This window comes from Halosimplex aquaticum, assembly GCF_028747785.1.
GTDB classification, from domain to species: domain Archaea; phylum Halobacteriota; class Halobacteria; order Halobacteriales; family Haloarculaceae; genus Halosimplex; species Halosimplex aquaticum.
This window is the reverse complement of sequence record NZ_CP118158.1, coordinates 3593626-3611254: the sequence shown is the minus strand read 5'-3', so window position 1 is coordinate 3611254 and position 17629 is coordinate 3593626. Positions and strand designations below refer to the sequence as shown.

Below are 17629 nucleotides of genomic sequence, written 5' to 3'. Positions count from 1 at the left end.
TGATCAACTGTCCGAACCGCGGACTTATCCGTGAACCAGCTATCCTCGTCCGGTTGAATAGGGATCGAATCCTTCTCCGGGCGCGATGGTTCCGGATTTGAGGGCACATTGACTGATGCCCGTCCGATGTGACGACTTGTGGCCACACCGGACTGCTCGAAGACCGATATTTTTGGCTGCATTATAGTCTGCATGGATCTCATATCCACACTCTTGACACAGGAAGGTATCGCGCTGGGGTCGGTTTTCGGAATCGATGTGGTCACAATCTGTCCGTGAACACATCCGACTGGTATTCCGAGGGTCAACCAGTAACACGTCGATACCTTCTGCAGTAGCTTTGTACTCAACGTAAGAAATTAAGCGTCTAAACGCCCAGCTGTGGAATAGAGATTGATCTGGGAGTCGTTTTACGATCCCCGTTAGTTCTTCGAAGGCAATCGTTGAGCAGTCATAACGGCGCGCTTCAGCGAGAATGCCGTTTGCAACCCGATGAATCCAGTCAATCGAGAATCTGCGGAGTCGTCTCCCTACTTCCCTATGGGTCCGATATGCACTTCGCGTTCCGGTTTCCTGCAATACACGCTGGAGTTTTTCATATCGCTCGCGCTCATGTTGGAGCTCGGACCCAGAAAAGAATCGCCCTGAACTCGTGACAGCGAGATATTCTATCCCGAGATCAACCCCGAGAACCGTTCCGTTCTCGGCGGCTGAATGTTCGAAATTTGGCGCTGGTTTCCGAAATCCCAGATGCAGGAACCACTGGCCATCCCGGATTGTTAGCGTACTTTCGGTAAGTTGCCACCCTGGATTGGAGAGATATTTGTACTGATAGCCATCTTCGTCGTCTGGAAGTACCAACTCTCCCTTTACACGATTATCGACAGTCGATAACGAAACCGTCCCGTCATCGAAAAGAGTCATCGACCGAGAATCGTAGCGGACAGTTGGAGCTGAAAACGTGGGCTTGGAGATGGGTCGGCCATTCTCTTCTCGAGTACGGCATGCCTGAATCGCCTCAGCTGCTTGGTGGGTCGCTAATATTGCGTGTTGGCTCCCCAGTTCGGTTTCCGAACGGATCGCACCGTACGCTATCGACTGAATGGATCGCTGTTCCTGATACTGTCCCCACGCTTTGTTGACCGCAATCTGACATCCGCCCTTCCACGCACTGAGCGTCTCTTCGAGGAGGTTGTGTGCAGATCTACTAACTACTAACCGCGTGATTGCTGTCCGACGGATGTATTCGGCGGCCACGAGAATCGTTCGCCTCGGATTAGTACTTAAATCTCAGGAGCAGGTAGTAGCAACTGTCCAAGTTGTAAGATATCAAAGAACGATTTCCAGCATGTTTATTCCATCATAGGTGTCGCTGAATTGGTTGTCCAATAGGTATGCGAACTGAGTAATTCCGTCAGACTTTAACGCTCTGGAAAACTCCTGCAAAGCCATGTCTTTTTAGAGTGCAACGTATGATCGAAGTAGTGGAATATGATATTCCCGCTGACGAATCAGTCGGCCATGCAGTGATCCGAACGGTAAGTGATTTCAAAGACTGCCCCATCACATCGCTCCCACCACTCCAAACAGTGATTGACGTGGATGCTCTCAACAAAATATTTGAGAGCGATTCAAACAAGGACCCACACGTGATATTCAATTATACTGGCCTCTCTATCTCAATTTGCAGTTCGGGATTTCTCACTGTCAATACCTGTCATCCGGTACCTCACGAAACGAAAAGTGACTCCTGAGGCTAGCACGTGAAGTGGTGAGGACTGTTTTTGACTCAGTCGTTAGCTGCGACTCGTGAAAATCCGTCGATGGGTTCTGTCTCGGTGAGAAACTGGCCAAGCCCGTTCAGTTCCTGGAGTTTGATAGAGTCCTTATTCGGACCGAAGGCAATAATGCCTGCATCTGCGATTTTCGGAAGGTGTGTGTGATGAAGGGCGATCTCAATGCTCTTTGGATCATTGTTCTGGTTCGTCGATCCCTTGGCCTTGTCCCATTGGGCAATCTCCGATGCGAGGGTGCTGATACTGATCTCCTCAGATGGCACTGTCTAGTTGAGTCAGTTTGAGAAGTGAGCAGGTCGTTGAGTTAGTTGGTCAAGATGCTCGCAGACCTGCTCAGCGAGAGCTATGAACCGGATTTAGAAGAAACTTGGGAGAATGAGCGGACGGCGACGCCCGTCAGGGCGTTCGCCGTCCGCCTCCACCAAACCGGTTGTTCGCTCAGAGAAACAACAACGATTTTAGCTGAATTAGGCGTTCAACGCTCGCATGGCGCGGTCTGGAATTGGGTACATCGGCTAGCTGACAGCGGCTGCGACCCGCCGACGGCGCAGCCGTCAAGGGTCGCCGTCGACGAGACCGCTGTCAAAATTAACGGTGAGTGGTCTTGGCTGTATGCTGCAATAGACATCGAAACAAAGTTGATCCTTGATGTCGCGTTGTTTGGGCGGCATGGCACCGATCCAGCGGCTGCGTTTCTGCAGAAACTCCAAGAGAAACATGATCTCTCGGAGGCTGAGTTTCTCGTCGATCAATTCGGGTACCGGACTGCCCTTGCTCGATTAGGATTAAGCGGTCGGGTCAACTATACCGACCGAAACCGCATCGAGAAGTGGTTTCATACGCTCAAAATGCGGGTCGGCCGCTTCCATAACTCGTGGGTGGGCAGTCGGTCGAGCGTCCGCGAGTGGCTTGAACAGTTTATGCATTACTACAACCGCCACAGACCGCATCAAGCTCTCGATGGAAAGACGCCGATTGAGGAGCTTCAGAACTAGACAGTGCCGGATTAAGAAATACGTCAGATTGTGGGAACAAATCAGTGAGTGAATCATAAGACCAATCCTCGATGTAATCTCCCCAAATTTCTCCGAATTTACCTCCATGTTCTCCGCTCACTTCTCCATAACCTTCCATATTGATTAAATCGTAATAGAAGGTGTCCATCAGTGCCTGTCTCAGCAGGCCGGGGTGTGCTCCAATAAATTCGTCATTATATTTTAGTATTGGTGAGGCGTGCACGGGGTTGTGGTCATCTATATACCGAAATTCAGACTCAAAGTCTGTGATATCCAGAGAGAGTCTTTCTAGATAATTCTCGAATGCTTCTTGATCCAAATCATCGGGAAGTTGATTCAGTAACTCCTGTTCTGAGATCCAAAGATCGTCAGAATAGGATGAGACCTTCTCATAACTTTCTTCGAGCACTTTTATGTCTCTCTGATAATCTTTTCTTTCCGTCGTCTTCGGAAATGACCCTTCCTCATTGATCTGCTCAACAACACTCTCCATCGTATTCTTTTCATGAGAAATTTGGCCCATATCAATATTAGATTCATCAAAATACACTTTGACAGCAAGATCGTCAAATTTCTTCTCAATATATCGAGTGAATTTTATTGCCTGACCAATATTGAAACCGACGGCCTCTACCATCATATCACTGTGGGGTGAATATGCCCGTCGAGCGACTTCTATCGGTTGTTCCCAGAACCAAAACCGGCCAGCAGTAACCTCTCTAAGCCGTAAATTGAACTTAATCGATTTTCGGGATTTTTCTTCATCTGGCGTCTCATAGGGGTCAATCTCTGATAACACTGAGTAACAATATGCATCTTGAACAGCCGTAGCTTTATCTGCGATTTCCCCATATTTTGGCTTCTCGTCACCGTATTCTTTTGCTGAAGCAATTTTTCCCAACAAGTATTCACACATTCTTGGTGGAATTCCTACTCCATCATCTGAGATCGGAACACTACTTATTAGCCCAGAAAGACCCGCTCCAAGTGCGATGTTTTCAATAAGGACTCTTGGATCCGAATCTTGGATAAACTCCTCTAATTTATCTATCTGAGCTTCGATATCGAGTTCTTCTGAGTCATAATGGTCAGTAACCCTATCGTCGTAATCATCGAGTTTTCCAAGAATATAGTCTGCTTCTTCTTCATCCATGTTTCAAATAGTCTGTTAGTTCTGTGTAAGTGTTTCTCAGTGAGTGCGGTGTATTTTGATGATGTGGCCTTAGCCACACCCCTGAGGGTGTCATAGAACGATTAGCACACCAAAGAGCAGGGTGAACGCTGAGGTGGATGAGTTCAGCGACCCTGCAAGATGATCCTTCGGTAGAGTCGTTCTTCAATGTCGTGGAGACAGAGACGCTAGCGCTGTTCGAGCACCTCTCCTTCGAATTTCTCGAAGAGTTTGACGTGTTCGCCCCGGCGCAGACGGGGCGAACACGAGACCACGAACCACCAGAGCTGATGCGTGGCTTTCTCCACTGCTACTACAAAGATATCTACGGCATCCGCCCCGTCGAACGAGAGCTTCGGAACACGGTCGTCTGGTTGAGCTGTGGCTTCGATCGACCGCCCTCAAGAGACGCGGTCGATCGCTTCCTCACCGACCTCGAACACGTCGCTAACGAGGTGTTCGATCACCTCGTCGAGCAGGCCGCCCGCCGCGGCCTGCTCGACTTGACCTACTGTATCGATTCGACCGACGTGAGGGCGATGCCAGCCGACCCAGATGCGTCAAAGTGCTACGATCCAACCAAGGACGAGTACTACTACGGCTACGGCTGTACAATCGTCTCGACCGGGCAAAAGATACCGATCGCAGCGGAGTTCACCGAGAGCAAACAAGCACCAGAAGAGACGGCGATGCGCGTCACCCGTGACGCGCTCGCCGTCGAGCAACCGATCTGGATGGTCGGTGACAGCGCCTACGACACGCTCGACTGGCACGACCACCTGCTGGCCGCAGGGGTCGTGCCAGTCGCTCCGTACAACGCGCGAAACACCGACGACCCGCTCGATATCGAGTACAGGGTCGAAGACCGCATCGAGGAACACAGTGAAGACGTTCAGCTGAAGCAACCGACGCTAGATGAGACGTACAACCGCCGCACGGGAGTTGAACGAACCAACGAATCAGTGAAGGACTGCGGCCTCGGGCGCACCCACGCCCGAGGCCGCGTCCACGCACGAGCGCAGGTGTTCCTCGCGCTGTGCCTTCGCCTTGTCATCGCGATCACCAACTACGAACGTGGAGACAATCCGGGAAGCACGATCATCACGGTGTGAGAAGAGTTCTATGACACCCTCGAACCGGAGACCGATAAGTGCGACCGACAGGTGGGGGAAGGGAGCCGGCGACGCGTGAGCGCGCCGGTTCACCCGAGTTGTCACCGGGGGACCGACGTCGACCGTCAGAGGCTGCCGCTGCCGCCTTCGAGTCGGTCGATGACCTCGCGGATGTCGGCCTCGTCCTCGATGGTCTCTTTGACGTTCTCGCGGCGGCGGACTTCCTTGGCGGTGGCGTCGTAGGCGCGGACGTACTCCGCGCGGCTGTGCTCGTCGAACGCGTGGCGGATCGCGAAGTAGCCGTCGGGGAGGACGGTCCCGCAGACCTTGCACTCGATGCGTTCGTGTGCTGTCGACTGGTGGACGATCAGGTCCTCGACGCGCTCGAACTGGTCGTCGTCGCCGTCGATCGCACACTCCCAGGGGGCCATCGTATCCGAGACATGCCGGCCCCTTAATAAAAACATTCCCCCTCGAACGGCAGTTCGGCGGGCGGTCGACCCCGCTCGCGGCCGTCGTCGGTCAGACCGGGAGCGACCCGCTCAGGTCGGGGAGGTAGTTCGGGAGCACGTAGACGAGGCCGGCGGCGACCGTGAGTTCGAAGGCGGTCACCGCGAGCATCATCGCGTCGGAGAAGTCGCTGCTGACGGGGACGCCGACGGGCGCGCCGAACTCCTCGTCCCACAGCGGGTAGAACAGGGCGATCCCGCGGGTGGTGCCCAGCACGTCGAGCACGTAGTGCGAGAGGACGCCCAGCCAGACCCAGTGGAGGTTGGAGAAGTAGACGGGGTAGGCGGCGACGATGCCGAGGACGAAGAGATTGTGGAGCGTCTTGCGGTGTTTGCCGAAGTGCGTGTCGACGTCGGGGAAGAGGGCGCCGAGGACCAGCGGGACGAACACCGCCGCGACGGTCCGGAAGGTCGCCGCGTCGCCGGCCGGTTCGAGGATGAAGCCGAGGCCGACGGCGAGGAAGACCGCGTTCAACACGTGACCGCGCTTGTTCATCGGCGGTATCGACGGACGGCGGGGTGACAAGTGTTCCCCTTCGGTGTGCCCGTCGAGCGAAGCAGGGGTCGCGGTATCACTCGGAGCGGTCGCGGGCGGCGCGTTCGAGGTCGGCGAGCGCGCGGCGTGCGAGCCGCTCGCGGACCGCCGCGCGGTCGCCGTCGAACTCGTAGCGCGCGACGGTCGCGGTCGAATCGCCCGACTCCCACGGCCCGGCGTAGGCGACCCCGACGAAGCACGTGCCGACGGGTTTCTCCTCGGTGCCGCCATCGGGACCGGCGATACCCGCGGTGGCGACGCCCCAGGTCGCGTCGGCCGTGTCGCGGGCGGCCCGCGCGAGTTCCCGCGTGACCGGCTCGCTGACGGCGCCGTGCTCGTCGAGCGTCTCGCGGGCGACGGCCAGCGTCGTCCTGAGAGCGTCGTAGTCGTAGGGGACGACGACGCGGTCGAGGTAGTCGCTCGCACCGGGTGCGCTCGTGAGGAGCGCGCCGACCAGGCCGCCCGTGGCCGTCTCGGCGACGGCGACGGTCTCCCCGCGGTCGCGGAGCAGGTCACCGACGCGCGACTCGACCGGCGGGTCCTCGGCGAACTCGTCCATACCGGCCCGACGAGCGGTCGACCGAAAAACCCAGGGGGCGGCCGCCGGAGGCCGGACGAGGTCGGTCCGCCGTGCGAGATCAGCGTCGCTCGGCGTCGACGACAGACAGACTGCTGTCGACCGTCAGCGTGAGTTCGTCCTCGCCCGCGGCGAAGGTAACTCGCGCCTCGAAGGGGTCAGTCGAGACGACCTCCTCGTCGAAGTTGTGGTACGCGCGGCCGATCGCGGGGAGCGTCTCGGCGGTCGGCGCGAAGGGGTTCAGCCCGTTGTCGAGCAGGAAGGCGACGAGGTGCGCCGAGTCGGCGAGACCGACGACGGCGGCCCCGCTCTCGTCGTAGATGCAGTTCGTGCATTCGAGGTCGATCGCGACGGCGTACCGTCGACCGCAGGCGCCACAGAGCCCCGCGTCCGGGTCGTGGTCCTCGCAGACCCGCGTCGAGCGGTCGAGCGTCGCCGAGCAGCGCGGGCAGACGCCCGCCGACGCCGCGAGTAGTTCGAGGTGGCCCCAGACCCAGGCCGATCGGAACACGGCCTCGGGGTCGCGGTCGGCGACGCCGGCGGGCGGGAGCGGGTGGTACCCGAGGTAGCCGTAGTCGGCGTCGTCGGCGTCGTCAGCGTCGGCGTCGGCGCACGTTTCGCCGCCCGGATCGGTGTGGGCGTACGTTCCCGCGCACTCCGTGCAGTAGAGCTCGACGCGCTCCTCGCGGAAGCGGACGGCGATCGGCGCGCCGCAGTAGTGGCAGGGCTGGTCGATCTCCGTCCGTTCGAGCACGGGCGCGTCGGTGACCGCCCCGGAGAGGACCGCCTCGACGACGCGCTCGCCGGCCCGCCGGAGCTCGTACCCGTCCTCGCCCTTCCGGACGAAGTGGCCGGTCAGGCGGTCGAGGTGGTAGTTGAATCGCCCGGAGTCGGTCATGCCGACGCGCTCGCGGAGCCGGGAGAACGTTACCGGGTCGTCGCTCCCGCCGAGCGCCCGGAGGATGTCGACGCGCGTCTCGTTCCCGAGGACCTCGAACGCCTCGTCGGGCGAGAGCGTGCGGTCGGCCGGATCGTCGGTCATCGCTCTCGCCAACGGGCGCCGGCACCTAAAACCCGCTCTCGTCGACGCGTCGACGGCGCATCGAAAAACCGCGATATCGACGATTCGACGCCGATTCGGGAGTTCGCTCACGGGGCTGTCCCGGCCCCGGACCGGCGGCAGTCGGCGTCAGCTCTCGACTTCGATGGTCGTGCCGCGGGTCTCGGCGCCCTCGAAAATGGGGAGGCGGACGTCGAGGATGCCGTTGGAGTACTCCGCGGCGATCGCCTCGTCGTCGACGTCCTTCGGGAAGCGGAACCGGCGATGGTACGTCTTCCGCTGGCCGCGCGTCTCGTCTTCGTGCTCCGCGGCGACGTTGAGAACGCCCTCGTGCCACGTCACGTCGATGTCGTCGGGGTCGAAGCCGGGTAGCTCGACGCTCAGTACGAACTCGCCGTCTTCCTCGTACAGTTCGTAGTCGTTGCGTCCCGTCTCGAACAGTCGGTTCGGCAGGTCCATTCCCTGGAACCACGAACTCACTGGTCGATCCGGTAGAGCCATGGCTTCTCACCTCGGCTCAGTAGATCGTTGTTCGCAGTTCTATAAAAACCCTACGGTGCCAGAATATTCCACCGATACCCAGCGGTCCGGTTCACCCGGATTCATACGGAGGGGGCGTCGATTGTGGGCCGATGGGTCCGAGACTCGTGGTACAGTGTGGCCTGCCCGGCGTGGGGAAGTCGACCGTCGCCGCGGAGATCGCCGACCGGCTCGGCGTCGGCCGCGTCCGCAGCGACGCGGTCCGGACCGAGTTGTTCGACGACCCGACCTACAGCCGCGCGGAGAAAGACCGCGTGTACGCGACGATGCTGGAGCGGGCGCGGGCGTCGCTCGCGGACGGGCGTCCGGCCGTCCTCGACGCGACCTACGAGCGGCAAGTAGACAGGGACGACGCGGCCGACCTCGCCGACGAGGTCGGCGCGGAACTCCTCCTGGTCAGGGTCGTCTGCGAGGAGTCGGTCGCTCGCGAGCGCATCCGCCGGCGGACTGACGACCCGAGCGAGGCCGACGTCGAGGTGTACGAGAACGCCCGCGAGCGGTTCGAGCCGCTCGAACGCGACCACGTCACGATCGACAACTCCGGCGACCTGGCGGCGACCCGCCGGCAGCTGGACGAGCACTTCTGAACGGGCGCCGAGCGCCAGTATTTACGTCGCGGGGAGCCAACGGACGCCTACTCGATGGACTACGAGACGCCGCAGTTCTTCAGAGTCATGCAGTACGCCGCCCGCGCGGAGCGCGACGTGGTCGACATGGTCAGCGGCAATCCCGACTGGGAGCCGCCCGCGGCGCTCCGCGAGGGATTGGCCGAGTACGCCGACGGCGAGGTGAGCGACTTCCAGTACCCGCCGAGCGTCGGCCTCACGCCGCTTCGGGACGAGATAGCCGAGCGCCGCGGCGTCGACCGCTCACGCGTGCTCGTGACCAACGGCGCCGGCGAGGCCAACCACCTGGCGATGACGAGCGCGCTCGATCGCGGCGAGGGCGACGAGGTGATCATGACCGACCCGGTCTACCCCTACTACGCGGGGCGAGCGAACCTGCTGAACGCCGAGAGCACCTACGTCCCCGTCGACGAGACCGGACAGGTCGACCCGGCGGCCGTCCGCGAGGCGACCACCGACGACACCGCCGCCATCGTCGTCAACTCGCCGAACAACCCGACAGGGGCGGTGTACCCGCCCGAGACGATAGAATCGCTGGTCGAGATCGCCGAGGACCACGACGCCGTGCTCGTCAGCGACGAGGTGTACGACCACTTCGACTACACTGGCGACTTCGAGAGCGCGCTCGCGACCGACTCCGATCACGTCGTCGCGACCAACTCCTTCTCGAAGTCGATGGCGATCACCGGATTCCGCGTCGGCTACGCCGTCTTCCCGGACGAAGACGGCCCCCTCGGCGAACTCGTCGAGCGGGCCAGAACTCGGCACATGATCCAGAACGTGGCCGGGAGTCGCCCGGCCCAGTACGCTGTCCTGCGCGCGCTCCGGGAGACGCCGCCCGAGTACTACGAGCGCAGTCGCGAGCGCCTCCGCGAGCGCATCGACCGGTTCACCGACGCGCTCGACGCGGCCGGCGCCGAGTACACGACGCCCGGGGGATCGTTCTACGTGATGGCCCGCTTCGACGGCTTCCCGGGGACGATGGAGAACGTCGAGCGGCTGATCGACGAGGCCGGCGTCGCGGGGATGCCCGGCGAGGCCTTCGGCGAGTCCCGCGCCGACTGGCTCCGCTTCGCGCTCGTCACGCCCCGCGTCGACGAGGCGGCCGAGCGACTCGCGGACTACCTCGGGTGAGGACTCACTTCAGCGTCACCGGTTCGCCGCGCTCGGCGGATTCGTAGATGGCCTCGACGATGGCGACGGCCTTGCGCGCCTCCGGGCCGTCGAGCATGAACGGCTCCCCGTTCTCGCGGGCGTCGAGGAACTCGCGGACGTTCGGCAGTTCGAGCGGGTTCGGCTCGTCGGCGCCCGCGTCGGGGCCGGAGAAGCGCTTTCGGACCTCTGCGTCGTCGTCGCGCTCCTCGCGGAACTCCCAGGCCGAGATCTCCTCGCCGCGGACCTCCGCGGAGCCGTCGCGTCCGCCGAGTTCGTAGCGGATGTCGCCGCCGGGATAGGTCGCGGTCGTCGCGAGCACCTGTCCGAGCGTCCCGTCGCGGAAGCGAAGCGTCGCGATTGCGGTGTCCTCGACCGCTAAATCGTCGTGTCCGCGGACGTCCGCGAACGCGAACACCTCGGCGACGGGGTTCTCGCCGGGGGCCAGGTCCAGTCCGGCGCCGACGATCCACTGGAGGGCGTCGACGCTGTGGATCGCCTGGCTCATGACGGCGCCGCCGCCCGCCAGGTCGTAGTCGGCCTGCCAGGTGCCGTCGTAGTAGTCGTCTGCCCGCCACCACGGGACCCCGGCGGTCGCGACGGCGAGCGACCCGAAGCGCCCGTCGGCGACCGCCTCCCGGACGGCCCGGACGACCGGTTTGTACCGGCGCTGAAAGACGCACCCGAGCCGGATTCCGTGCTCGTCGGCCGCGTCGATCATCCGGTCGACGCGCTCGGTGGTGATCTCCAGCGGCTTCTCGCTGAACACGTCGACGCCGCGCTCGGCGGCCGCGAGCGCGGGTTCGAGGTGCGCGCCGTTCGGCGTGCAGACGTCGAGCACGTCCGGGTCGACGTCGTCGAGCATCTCCTCGACGTCGAGGTACGGGTCGCAGCCGTGTTCGTCGGCGAACGACCGGGCGGGCGCTTCTTTGCGACCCGCGCAGGCGACGACGTCCACGTCGTCCAGCTGGTCGTAGGCTCGCATGTGCGTTCCCGCCGCGCCGCCGACGCCGACGATGGCGATCCGATGTACGGACATTGACGGACAGACGCCGAACGACGGCAAAAAGGTCGGGGTGGCGCGCTCGCGTCAGGCCAGGTCCTCGGCGTCGCCCGCGTCGAGTCGGAGCGTGACGGTCGTTCCCTCGCCGTCGGTGTCGAACGACAGCTCCCCGCCGGAGCGCTCGACGACCCAACTGACCAGCCACAGACCGACCCCGGTGCCGTGTTTGAGCGGCGTCTCCTCGCGCTCGTCCAGCACGTCGAGTTCCTCCTGTGAGATGCCCGGGCCGTCGTCGTCGATCCGCAGGGCGACGGTGCCGTCGTCCGCGGTCGCCGAGACGGTCACCGAGGCGTCGTCCTCGCAGTGGGTCACCGCGTTCTCGATCAGGTTCTCGACCGCGTAGGGGAACGCCCGGTGGACGTGGACGGGCACCTGTTCGGTGATCCGCACGTCGTACTCGGCGGCGGAGTGGGCGGCGGAGACGTTCGCGACGCTCCGGTTGACCACCGAGCGCAGGTCGAGCGTGACGCGGCCCTCGTCGCTGTCGATGACGCGCTCGATGGCGCGGGCCTTCTCGGCCGTCGCGACGAGTTCCTCGCTCCGGTCGACGATGGTTTCGGCCATCCGCCGCTCCTCGCCCGTCGTCCGCTCGGCCAGCACCTCCGCCTGTCCGCGGACGACGGTCAGCCCCGTGCGAACGTCGTGTCTGAGCACTCGCGTGAGCACCTGTTTCAACAGGTCCAGCTCGTCCTCGCGGCGCTCGCGTTCGGTCACCTCGTGGAGGATCCCGACCGAACCGGCGGCCTCGGCGTCTCCGAGACCCGCGACGGTCGCCTCGAACTGCCGGACCTCGCCGTCCGCGTCCTGGAGCTGCAGTTCGCAGGTGACGCTCTCGCCCGTCTCGCGCGCGCGGTCGAGGGCCGCGCGCGTCCGCTCGACGGCTTCGTCGGGCACGAACTCCGCGAGTCGCGCCCCGTCGAGCGCCTCGCGCGAGCGGCCGAACAGGGAGGCCAGCGCCTCGTTGCAGATCTCGATCCGGCAGTCGTCGTCGACGACGTACATCGGGTCGCCGGCGCTCTCGACGAGGCGGCGGTAGCGTTCGAGCGTCCGCTCGTGGTCACGCCGCTCGGTCACGTCGCGGGCGACGTTGACGAGCCCCTCGTAGCCGTCGTCGTCCTCGCGGACGGAGAAGTGGACGGCGAGCGTCCGCTCGTCCCCGTCGGCCGTCTCGAAGGTCATGTCGATGACGCCGCTGTCCTGGCTCGTCGTGCGCAGCCGCTGGATCAGCCGCTGGCCCGAGGCGAGTTCGCCGTCGGCCATGAACGACGCCGTGTGCTCGCCGACCATCTCCTCGTAGCCGAGCAGGTCCGCGAAGGACTCGTTGTGGTACTGGACGCGACCGTTGGCGTCGACGACGGAGATGCCGTCCTGGACGTGGCGGTCGAGCAGTTCGAGCAGTTCGTAGCGGGCGTCCGAGCGGGCCGACCAGGTCACGTCCTCGACGACGACCAGGCGGAGCGGCCCGACGGTCTCGGGGAACTCGTGTTCGCTGTACCGAAAGCAGGCCTCGCTGTCGGCGGTCGGCACCGTGAACCGCGTCGGCTCCTCCGGGACGTCGGTGCCACGGATCGTCCGGATCGCCTCGGGGTCGTGCGTGAGCGCCGCCGACAGCTGCTTGTAGAAGTTCGGCGTCTCCGGGAGCGTGACCGACACGTTCCGCCGGTCGAATATCTCCTCCAGCGTCGCCGTCTCCCAGATGACGGTCCCGTCCTCGTACACGAGGTAGCTCGACGACGACTGGGTGTCCGGGTCGACGCGGTCGAACGCACGCGTGAACCGCGACTCGGGCTCCGCGGCGGTGCGGACGGCGCCGAGCAGTTTCTCGACGACGAAGTCCAGCCCCTCCTCGGCGGTCCACTTCTCGACGAGGGTGTCCGCCGCGCCGGAGACCGCCGGGTCGACGTGGTTCGGTTCGAGCCCCGTGTAGATGGCGACCGGCACGGTCGCGTCGGTGACCAGGTCGGTCACGTCGGTCGGGGCGTCCGGTTCGACGACCAGCACGTCGACGTCTCCCTCGTCGAGGCGCTCGCGAGCGCGTTCGACGTCGCCCGTCCCCTCGTAAGTCACGTCGTCGTCACTCTCGTCGATGACGGCTGCCAGGCGCGAGCGGACGGTCTCGTCGGGGTCGAGGTGAAGTATCACCACTGCAGATCCGTCGCTGTCCTCCCCGCCGTCGTCCGTGTCGTCGTCCGATCCAGTCATCTGTCCTCCCGGCCGTCCAGTCCGTTCCGCGGCCCCACCGGCCCGTCTCGTCGGCCGTCGATGCCGGTAGTGCTGACTCCAGGACCATAAGTCTCCCGCGGAATCGCCATCAGTGGCCCGGTTCGCGCGAGCAGGCGGGTCGTGGCACCGCGGATCGCCGCGGCATCCGTGCGTTCATAGGCGAGGACGACGCAGGGATCCCCAATGGCCGAGGACCGCGGCGCGAGCGGCGAGACCGGCGCGTCGATCGGGAGCGGCGACCCCGAGACCGCCTGGCGCGACGTGTTCGGCTTCGACGAGCCCTACGAGAGCCAGACCGACGCGATCGAGCGGGCGATCGAGGTCGGCCAGCTCGGCGGCTACTTCGCGATGGAGGGGCCCTGTGGGACCGGGAAGACGATGGCCGCGCTGACCGCCGGCGCGACGCTCGTGCGCACGACGTCGAAGTACGACCGGGTGATGGTCGTCACGCCGGTCAAACAGCAGCGGATCCAGTTCGTCGAGGACCTGCGGACGATGAACGGGCGACTGGCGGGCGACCCCGACGCGCCCGATCCGCTCGACGGCGTCGCTCTCGTCGGCAAGCGCGACCTCTGTCCCTACGGGCGCGAGGGCGCGTTCCCCGACGACGCCTCGATGCACGACCGCTGCGAGGACCTGCGCGAGTCGACCGCGAATCTGGTCGAGGCCGACCGGCGCTCGGGCGACGCGCCCGCGGCCGACGCCTCGCTCGAATCCGACCCCGATGACATCTGGTGGGACCCGGACCTGGCGAGCGATCTGGTCCGCGAGGCGCGCATGGACGCCGATACCTATCGCACGTTCGACAGCGCGCTGGAGACCGGCGGCGCAACGTCGCCCTACCCGCGGAGCCAGCCAAGCGCCCCAGAGGGGATGACCTCCGGCGACGACGACCCCCTGTACTGCCCCTTCGAGGCCGACTGGTTCGCCCGCAACAAGGGCTCGCCGGTCGATTTCTCGGCCGGCGAGAATCGCGTCGTGACCGCCGACGACTACCTGCCCGCGAGCGTCGAGCGCGGCACCTGTCCTCACCGGGTGATGGGCGTCATGCTCGAACACGCCGACGTGATAATCGGCAACTACAACCACGTCTTCGACCCCGGGTCGCGACCGCTGGTCGCCGCCGCGCTCGACTCCTCGACCTTCCTCGTCGTCGACGAGGCCCACCGCCTCGAAGAGCGCGTGCGGGACCTGCTCTCCGACCGGGTGGGCCGCTCGACGATCAAGCGGGCGCGCAACGACTGCAACCACCTCCTCACGCGAGCGCGCGAGAGCGAAGACCGGAAGCGACAGGTCCGGGACCGACTCGCCAGCCACGACGTGCCGCTCTCGGCGATCGACCGGGCCAGGGAGTTCTACGACGACCTCCTCGGCTGGCTGGACGAGCGCGTCGAGGCCTACCTCGACGAGGAGTTCGAGCGCGACTGGCGCGTCGGCGACCCGGCCGACAGCGTCCCAGCGCGCGACGTGGAGATTCCCCTGCGCGACCCTGACGAGCCCGAACCGGACGAACTCACGCGCTGGGCCGAACGGGTAGGATACGACGGCGACACCTGGCGGACACTCGCGACCGTCGGCGCGGCCGTCGAGGACGTCATCGACGGCCTGGGACTGGCCCGCCAGCCAGTCTGCGCCGCCGTCGGCGCCGTGATGAACCACTGGTGGGAGCGCGACCACGACCGCTACCTGCGGGAGATCGAACTCGAACACTCGCCGAAGACCGGACAGGCCGCGGACGCGGTCGACGAAGACTACCAGCGCGTCTACACGCCGGGGCTCGTCCTGTTCGACTGTATGCCCGCCGAATCGTTACGGGAGATCTTCGACTCGCTCGGCGGGGGCGTCCTCATGAGCGCGACGCTCTCGCCGCTCGACGTGTTCACGGAGGTGTCGGGACTCGAATCGCTCCGCGCCGGCGACCCAGACCCGGGACCGACCCCCGACGAGGGCGACCACGGTCGCCCCGTGGAAGCGAAGAGCTACCCCCTGCGGTTCCCCGCGGAGAATCGCGCCAGCTGGGCCGTCGACGCGCAGCCGTTCACCGCGCGCAACCGCGGCGACCCGGGCGAGATGGACCCGCTCGGCGACGGCTGGAACCAGACGCGCGGCGAGTACGCACACGTCCTGCGGTCGGTCGCGCGCTCGCCGGGGAACGTCCTCGTGGCGATGCCCAACTACCGCGAGGCCGAGTGGGCCGGCGCGTACCTCGAGGACGCCGTCGACAAGCCGGTCCTCGTCGACGAGAGTTCGAGCAACGAGGCGACCGAGGAACTCAAGGCCGACTTCTTCCGCGGCGGCGGGAAGGTCCTGGTCACGAGCACCCGCGGGACGCTCACCGAAGGCGTCGATTACGACGGCGAGAAGCTCGCCGCGGCGCTCGTGATCGGCGTCCCGCTCGTCAACGTCGGATCACCACGTGTACAGGCCGTCCGCCGGGCCTACGCCGACGAGTTCGGCGAGGACAACGCCTTCGAGTACGCGCTGACCGTCCCGGCGGTCCGGCGCGCCCGCCAGGCCATCGGCCGCGTGATCCGGGGGACCGACGAGGTCGGCGTTCGCGTGTTCGCCGACAGGCGCTACACGGCGGGGACCCGCCACTCGGTCCACGAGTACCTCTCCCCTGCCGAGCGCGAGGAGTTCGTGCGGATGACCGCGGAGTTCCTCGACGGGCAGTTAGAGCGGTTCTGGGCGGACCGGTCGCCCTGAGACCTCCCGCGGGCTCGACGGTCGACGGTTTTCTCAGGTCGTCGAAAGGTAGTGCCGATATACCCCGGCGAAGCCGTCACCTGACAGGCGGTGAAGGGGAGTTAATCGGTCTATACCGCCATCCACGGCCGGAAAGCATATGGCGGAGTATTCCCGTTACTCAAGAGATGCCAGAGTGTCAGAACTGTGGGTCGTTTGTTACCGAGGCGTACGTACGCGTTTTCACGCCCGACGGTCACACTGGCCCTCGCGTCTGTCCGTTCTGCGAAGACAAACTCCGTGACGGTGCCGAGGTGCGCGAGGCTCGGTCGTCGCGGTCATAGGCATCAGGCCTACCCGCTCGTGCCGGCCGTCCGGGGGGACGGTCGACCTTTCGCTGTCCGACGCCGCGTAGTCGCTTCTGTCGTCGCCGCTCGGTAGATTCCGGTCGATCCCAGCGGAAACGACAACGGATACGGTGGCCCCTGACAACGCCGACGTATGGAGGCGTATCTGTTCGTCCACTTCAGGGAGAAGCGGACGCCGGACGGTGAGCAGGTGTACTTCGGGATCAGCGAGGACGGGTTCCACTGGGAGGAGGTCAACGGCGGCGACCCGGTCCTCTGGAGTTACAGGGGCGACAAGGGCGTCCGAGACTGCACGATCACCAGGACGGACGACGGGCGGTTCGTGATCGTGGGGACCGACCTCAGTCTGGCCTACGGGATGCCCAACCAGTACGACGGCTCGTGGGAGGAGATCACCCGCAACGGGAGCGACTCGCTGGTGCTGTGGGAGTCGGAGAACCTGGTCGAGTGGTCCGACCAGCGGATGGTCGAACTCGGCGACGGGCAGTTCGGCTGTCTCTGGGCGCCCGACATCACCTACGACAGTCAGAACGACGAGTACGTCGTCCACTGGTCGTCTTCGCACCGCAGCGACGACTATCAGGACAAGGCCATCTACTACGCGACGACGGAGTCGTTCGAGACGTTCTCGGAGCCGGAACTGCTCTACCGGAAGCCCGACAGCGGCGTCATCGACTCGGCCATGTACGAGGAGGACGGGTCGTACTACTGCTTCCTGAAGAGCGAGGCCGACCCCGCCGGGATCATCCTCGTCGAGAGCGATCGTCCGACCGGGCCGTTCACCCGAGTCGAGGCGTTCGACCGAACGATGGAGGGACTGGACGGCGCGCGGTACGAAGCGCCGACCGCGTTCCGACTCGACGACGGGCGTTGGTGCCTGTTCCTCGATTACTTCGGCGGGAGCCCGGAGACGCAGGGGTACGTCCCCTTCGTGGCGGACTCGCTGGAAGCGGAGTTCGAGCGCGCCGACGAGGAGTTCGCGTTCCCGTACGGGTTCAAACACGGCACGGTCCTTCCGATCACGGGCGAGGAGTACGACCGCCTGCAGGCCTACGAGAAGGATCCCTCGGAGCGGTAGGCCGCGCCTTAGCCGTCTAGACTCAGTAGGAGTTGAATCCGGTAGCGACGCCCCATAAACCTCCCGAGCGGGCGCGACGAGGGTACGCCCCGGCCAGAAAGAGGGGTTCTTATCCGTC

The 17629-nt window shown here is 64.1% G+C and carries 18 protein-coding genes; 8 read left to right on the top strand and 10 right to left on the bottom strand.

Annotation, left to right across the window (positions count from 1 at the left end; translation table 11 throughout):
- Positions 1-39: 39 nt before the first annotated feature.
- A complete protein-coding gene (locus PSC72_RS17975; protein ID WP_274322800.1) occupies positions 40-1257 on the bottom strand; it encodes an RNA-guided endonuclease InsQ/TnpB family protein in 1218 nt (405 codons plus the stop codon).
- Between the two features lie 215 nt (positions 1258-1472).
- Here PSC72_RS17975 and PSC72_RS25635 point away from each other — a divergent pair, with 215 nt between their 5' ends.
- Positions 1473-1754, top strand: coding sequence for a HalOD1 output domain-containing protein (locus tag PSC72_RS25635; protein WP_274322799.1), 282 nt, complete (start codon positions 1473-1475; stop codon positions 1752-1754).
- A gap of 35 nt (positions 1755-1789) precedes the next feature.
- Here PSC72_RS25635 and PSC72_RS17965 read toward each other — a convergent pair whose 3' ends face one another.
- Positions 1790-2059 carry a DUF7344 domain-containing protein gene (locus PSC72_RS17965; protein WP_274322798.1) on the bottom strand — a complete coding sequence of 90 codons (270 nt, stop codon included), beginning with the start codon at positions 2057-2059 and terminating at the stop codon, positions 1790-1792.
- Between the two features lie 54 nt (positions 2060-2113).
- Here PSC72_RS17965 and PSC72_RS17960 point away from each other — a divergent pair, with 54 nt between their 5' ends.
- Positions 2114-2791 (top strand): IS6 family transposase, encoded by a 678-nt coding sequence (locus tag PSC72_RS17960; protein WP_274322797.1) that lies wholly within the window; start codon positions 2114-2116, stop codon positions 2789-2791.
- On the opposite strand, the gene PSC72_RS17955 is transcribed toward PSC72_RS17960, so the two are convergent.
- On the bottom strand, positions 2715-3965 hold the full coding sequence (locus PSC72_RS17955) for a hypothetical protein (protein WP_274322796.1): 1251 nt from the start codon (positions 3963-3965) through the stop codon (positions 2715-2717). The genes PSC72_RS17960 and PSC72_RS17955 overlap by 77 nt on opposite strands.
- Positions 3966-4102: 137 nt before the next feature.
- Here PSC72_RS17955 and PSC72_RS17950 point away from each other — a divergent pair, with 137 nt between their 5' ends.
- On the top strand, positions 4103-5095 hold the full coding sequence (locus PSC72_RS17950) for a transposase (protein WP_274322795.1): 993 nt from the start codon (positions 4103-4105) through the stop codon (positions 5093-5095).
- A gap of 125 nt (positions 5096-5220) precedes the next feature.
- Here the strand turns inward: PSC72_RS17950 and PSC72_RS17945 are convergent, their stop codons facing one another.
- The 5 genes from PSC72_RS17945 to PSC72_RS17925 form a co-directional block, all read right to left on the bottom strand.
- On the bottom strand, positions 5221-5526 hold the full coding sequence (locus tag PSC72_RS17945) for a DUF7565 family protein (RefSeq protein WP_274322794.1): 306 nt from the start codon (positions 5524-5526) through the stop codon (positions 5221-5223).
- 91 nt (positions 5527-5617) lie between these two features.
- On the bottom strand, positions 5618-6100 hold the full coding sequence (locus tag PSC72_RS17940) for a metal-dependent hydrolase (RefSeq protein ID WP_274322793.1): 483 nt from the start codon (positions 6098-6100) through the stop codon (positions 5618-5620).
- Positions 6101-6176: 76 nt separating this feature from the next.
- Entirely contained in the window at positions 6177-6698 is a 522-nt protein-coding gene (locus tag PSC72_RS17935) for a CinA family protein (protein WP_274322792.1), read from the bottom strand.
- Positions 6699-6777: 79 nt separating this feature from the next.
- Positions 6778-7758, bottom strand: coding sequence for a winged helix-turn-helix domain-containing protein (locus tag PSC72_RS17930; RefSeq protein WP_274322791.1), 981 nt, complete (start codon positions 7756-7758; stop codon positions 6778-6780).
- 147 nt (positions 7759-7905) lie between these two features.
- A complete protein-coding gene (locus PSC72_RS17925) occupies positions 7906-8277 on the bottom strand; it encodes an Hsp20/alpha crystallin family protein (RefSeq protein ID WP_274322790.1) in 372 nt (123 codons plus the stop codon).
- Positions 8278-8408: 131 nt separating this feature from the next.
- On the opposite strand from PSC72_RS17925, the gene PSC72_RS17920 reads away from it, so the two are divergent.
- Together PSC72_RS17920 and PSC72_RS17915 are read left to right on the top strand one after the other, a co-directional pair.
- Positions 8409-8903, top strand: a complete 495-nt coding sequence (locus PSC72_RS17920) for an AAA family ATPase (protein WP_274322789.1) — start codon at positions 8409-8411, stop codon at positions 8901-8903.
- 54 nt (positions 8904-8957) lie between these two features.
- Positions 8958-10076, top strand: coding sequence for a pyridoxal phosphate-dependent aminotransferase (locus tag PSC72_RS17915; RefSeq protein ID WP_274322788.1), 1119 nt, complete (start codon positions 8958-8960; stop codon positions 10074-10076).
- Between the two features lie 4 nt (positions 10077-10080).
- Here PSC72_RS17915 and PSC72_RS17910 read toward each other — a convergent pair whose 3' ends face one another.
- Entirely contained in the window at positions 10081-11133 is a 1053-nt protein-coding gene (locus tag PSC72_RS17910) for a Gfo/Idh/MocA family protein (protein WP_274322787.1), read from the bottom strand.
- Between the two features lie 51 nt (positions 11134-11184).
- On the bottom strand, positions 11185-13359 hold the full coding sequence (locus PSC72_RS17905; RefSeq protein WP_274322786.1) for a PAS domain-containing sensor histidine kinase: 2175 nt from the start codon (positions 13357-13359) through the stop codon (positions 11185-11187).
- A 204-nt stretch (positions 13360-13563) separates the two neighbouring features.
- Between PSC72_RS17905 and PSC72_RS17900 the strand changes: the two genes are divergently transcribed.
- The 3 genes from PSC72_RS17900 to PSC72_RS17895 all read left to right on the top strand — a co-directional run bounded on the left by PSC72_RS17900 (position 13564) and on the right by PSC72_RS17895 (position 17511).
- A complete protein-coding gene (locus tag PSC72_RS17900; RefSeq protein WP_274322785.1) occupies positions 13564-16086 on the top strand; it encodes an ATP-dependent DNA helicase in 2523 nt (840 codons plus the stop codon).
- 167 nt (positions 16087-16253) lie between these two features.
- Complete coding sequence (locus PSC72_RS25740; protein ID WP_425484368.1) at positions 16254-16409, top strand: DUF7563 family protein; 156 nt, start codon at positions 16254-16256, stop codon at positions 16407-16409.
- A 157-nt stretch (positions 16410-16566) separates the two neighbouring features.
- Positions 16567-17511: a glycoside hydrolase family 43 protein gene (locus tag PSC72_RS17895; protein ID WP_274322784.1), complete on the top strand. Its 945-nt coding sequence runs from the start codon at positions 16567-16569 to the stop codon at positions 17509-17511.
- Positions 17512-17629 lie beyond the last annotated feature (118 nt).

Excerpts from the sequence above, each read along its gene's own strand:
- PSC72_RS17935 (WP_274322792.1), bottom strand. The coding sequence starts at position 6,698 with ATGGACGAGTTCGCCGAGGACCCGCCGGTCGAGTCGCGCGTCGGTGAC.
- PSC72_RS17940 (WP_274322793.1), bottom strand. The coding sequence starts at position 6,100 with ATGAACAAGCGCGGTCACGTGTTGAACGCGGTCTTCCTCGCCGTCGGC.
- PSC72_RS25740 (WP_425484368.1), top strand. The coding sequence starts at position 16,254 with ATGCCAGAGTGTCAGAACTGTGGGTCGTTTGTTACCGAGGCGTACGTA.
- PSC72_RS17895 (WP_274322784.1), top strand. The coding sequence starts at position 16,567 with ATGGAGGCGTATCTGTTCGTCCACTTCAGGGAGAAGCGGACGCCGGAC.
- PSC72_RS17950 (WP_274322795.1), top strand. The coding sequence starts at position 4,103 with ATGAGTTCAGCGACCCTGCAAGATGATCCTTCGGTAGAGTCGTTCTTC.
- PSC72_RS17960 (WP_274322797.1), top strand. The coding sequence starts at position 2,114 with ATGCTCGCAGACCTGCTCAGCGAGAGCTATGAACCGGATTTAGAAGAA.
- PSC72_RS25635 (WP_274322799.1), top strand. The coding sequence starts at position 1,473 with ATGATCGAAGTAGTGGAATATGATATTCCCGCTGACGAATCAGTCGGC.
- PSC72_RS17945 (WP_274322794.1), bottom strand. The coding sequence starts at position 5,526 with ATGGCCCCCTGGGAGTGTGCGATCGACGGCGACGACGACCAGTTCGAG.
- PSC72_RS17925 (WP_274322790.1), bottom strand. The coding sequence starts at position 8,277 with ATGGCTCTACCGGATCGACCAGTGAGTTCGTGGTTCCAGGGAATGGAC.
- PSC72_RS17905 (WP_274322786.1), bottom strand. The coding sequence starts at position 13,359 with ATGACTGGATCGGACGACGACACGGACGACGGCGGGGAGGACAGCGAC.
- PSC72_RS17900 (WP_274322785.1), top strand. The coding sequence starts at position 13,564 with ATGGCCGAGGACCGCGGCGCGAGCGGCGAGACCGGCGCGTCGATCGGG.
- PSC72_RS17920 (WP_274322789.1), top strand. The coding sequence starts at position 8,409 with ATGGGTCCGAGACTCGTGGTACAGTGTGGCCTGCCCGGCGTGGGGAAG.
- PSC72_RS17915 (WP_274322788.1), top strand. The coding sequence starts at position 8,958 with ATGGACTACGAGACGCCGCAGTTCTTCAGAGTCATGCAGTACGCCGCC.
- PSC72_RS17930 (WP_274322791.1), bottom strand. The coding sequence starts at position 7,758 with ATGACCGACGATCCGGCCGACCGCACGCTCTCGCCCGACGAGGCGTTC.
- PSC72_RS17910 (WP_274322787.1), bottom strand. The coding sequence starts at position 11,133 with ATGTCCGTACATCGGATCGCCATCGTCGGCGTCGGCGGCGCGGCGGGA.
- PSC72_RS17955 (WP_274322796.1), bottom strand. The coding sequence starts at position 3,965 with ATGGATGAAGAAGAAGCAGACTATATTCTTGGAAAACTCGATGATTAC.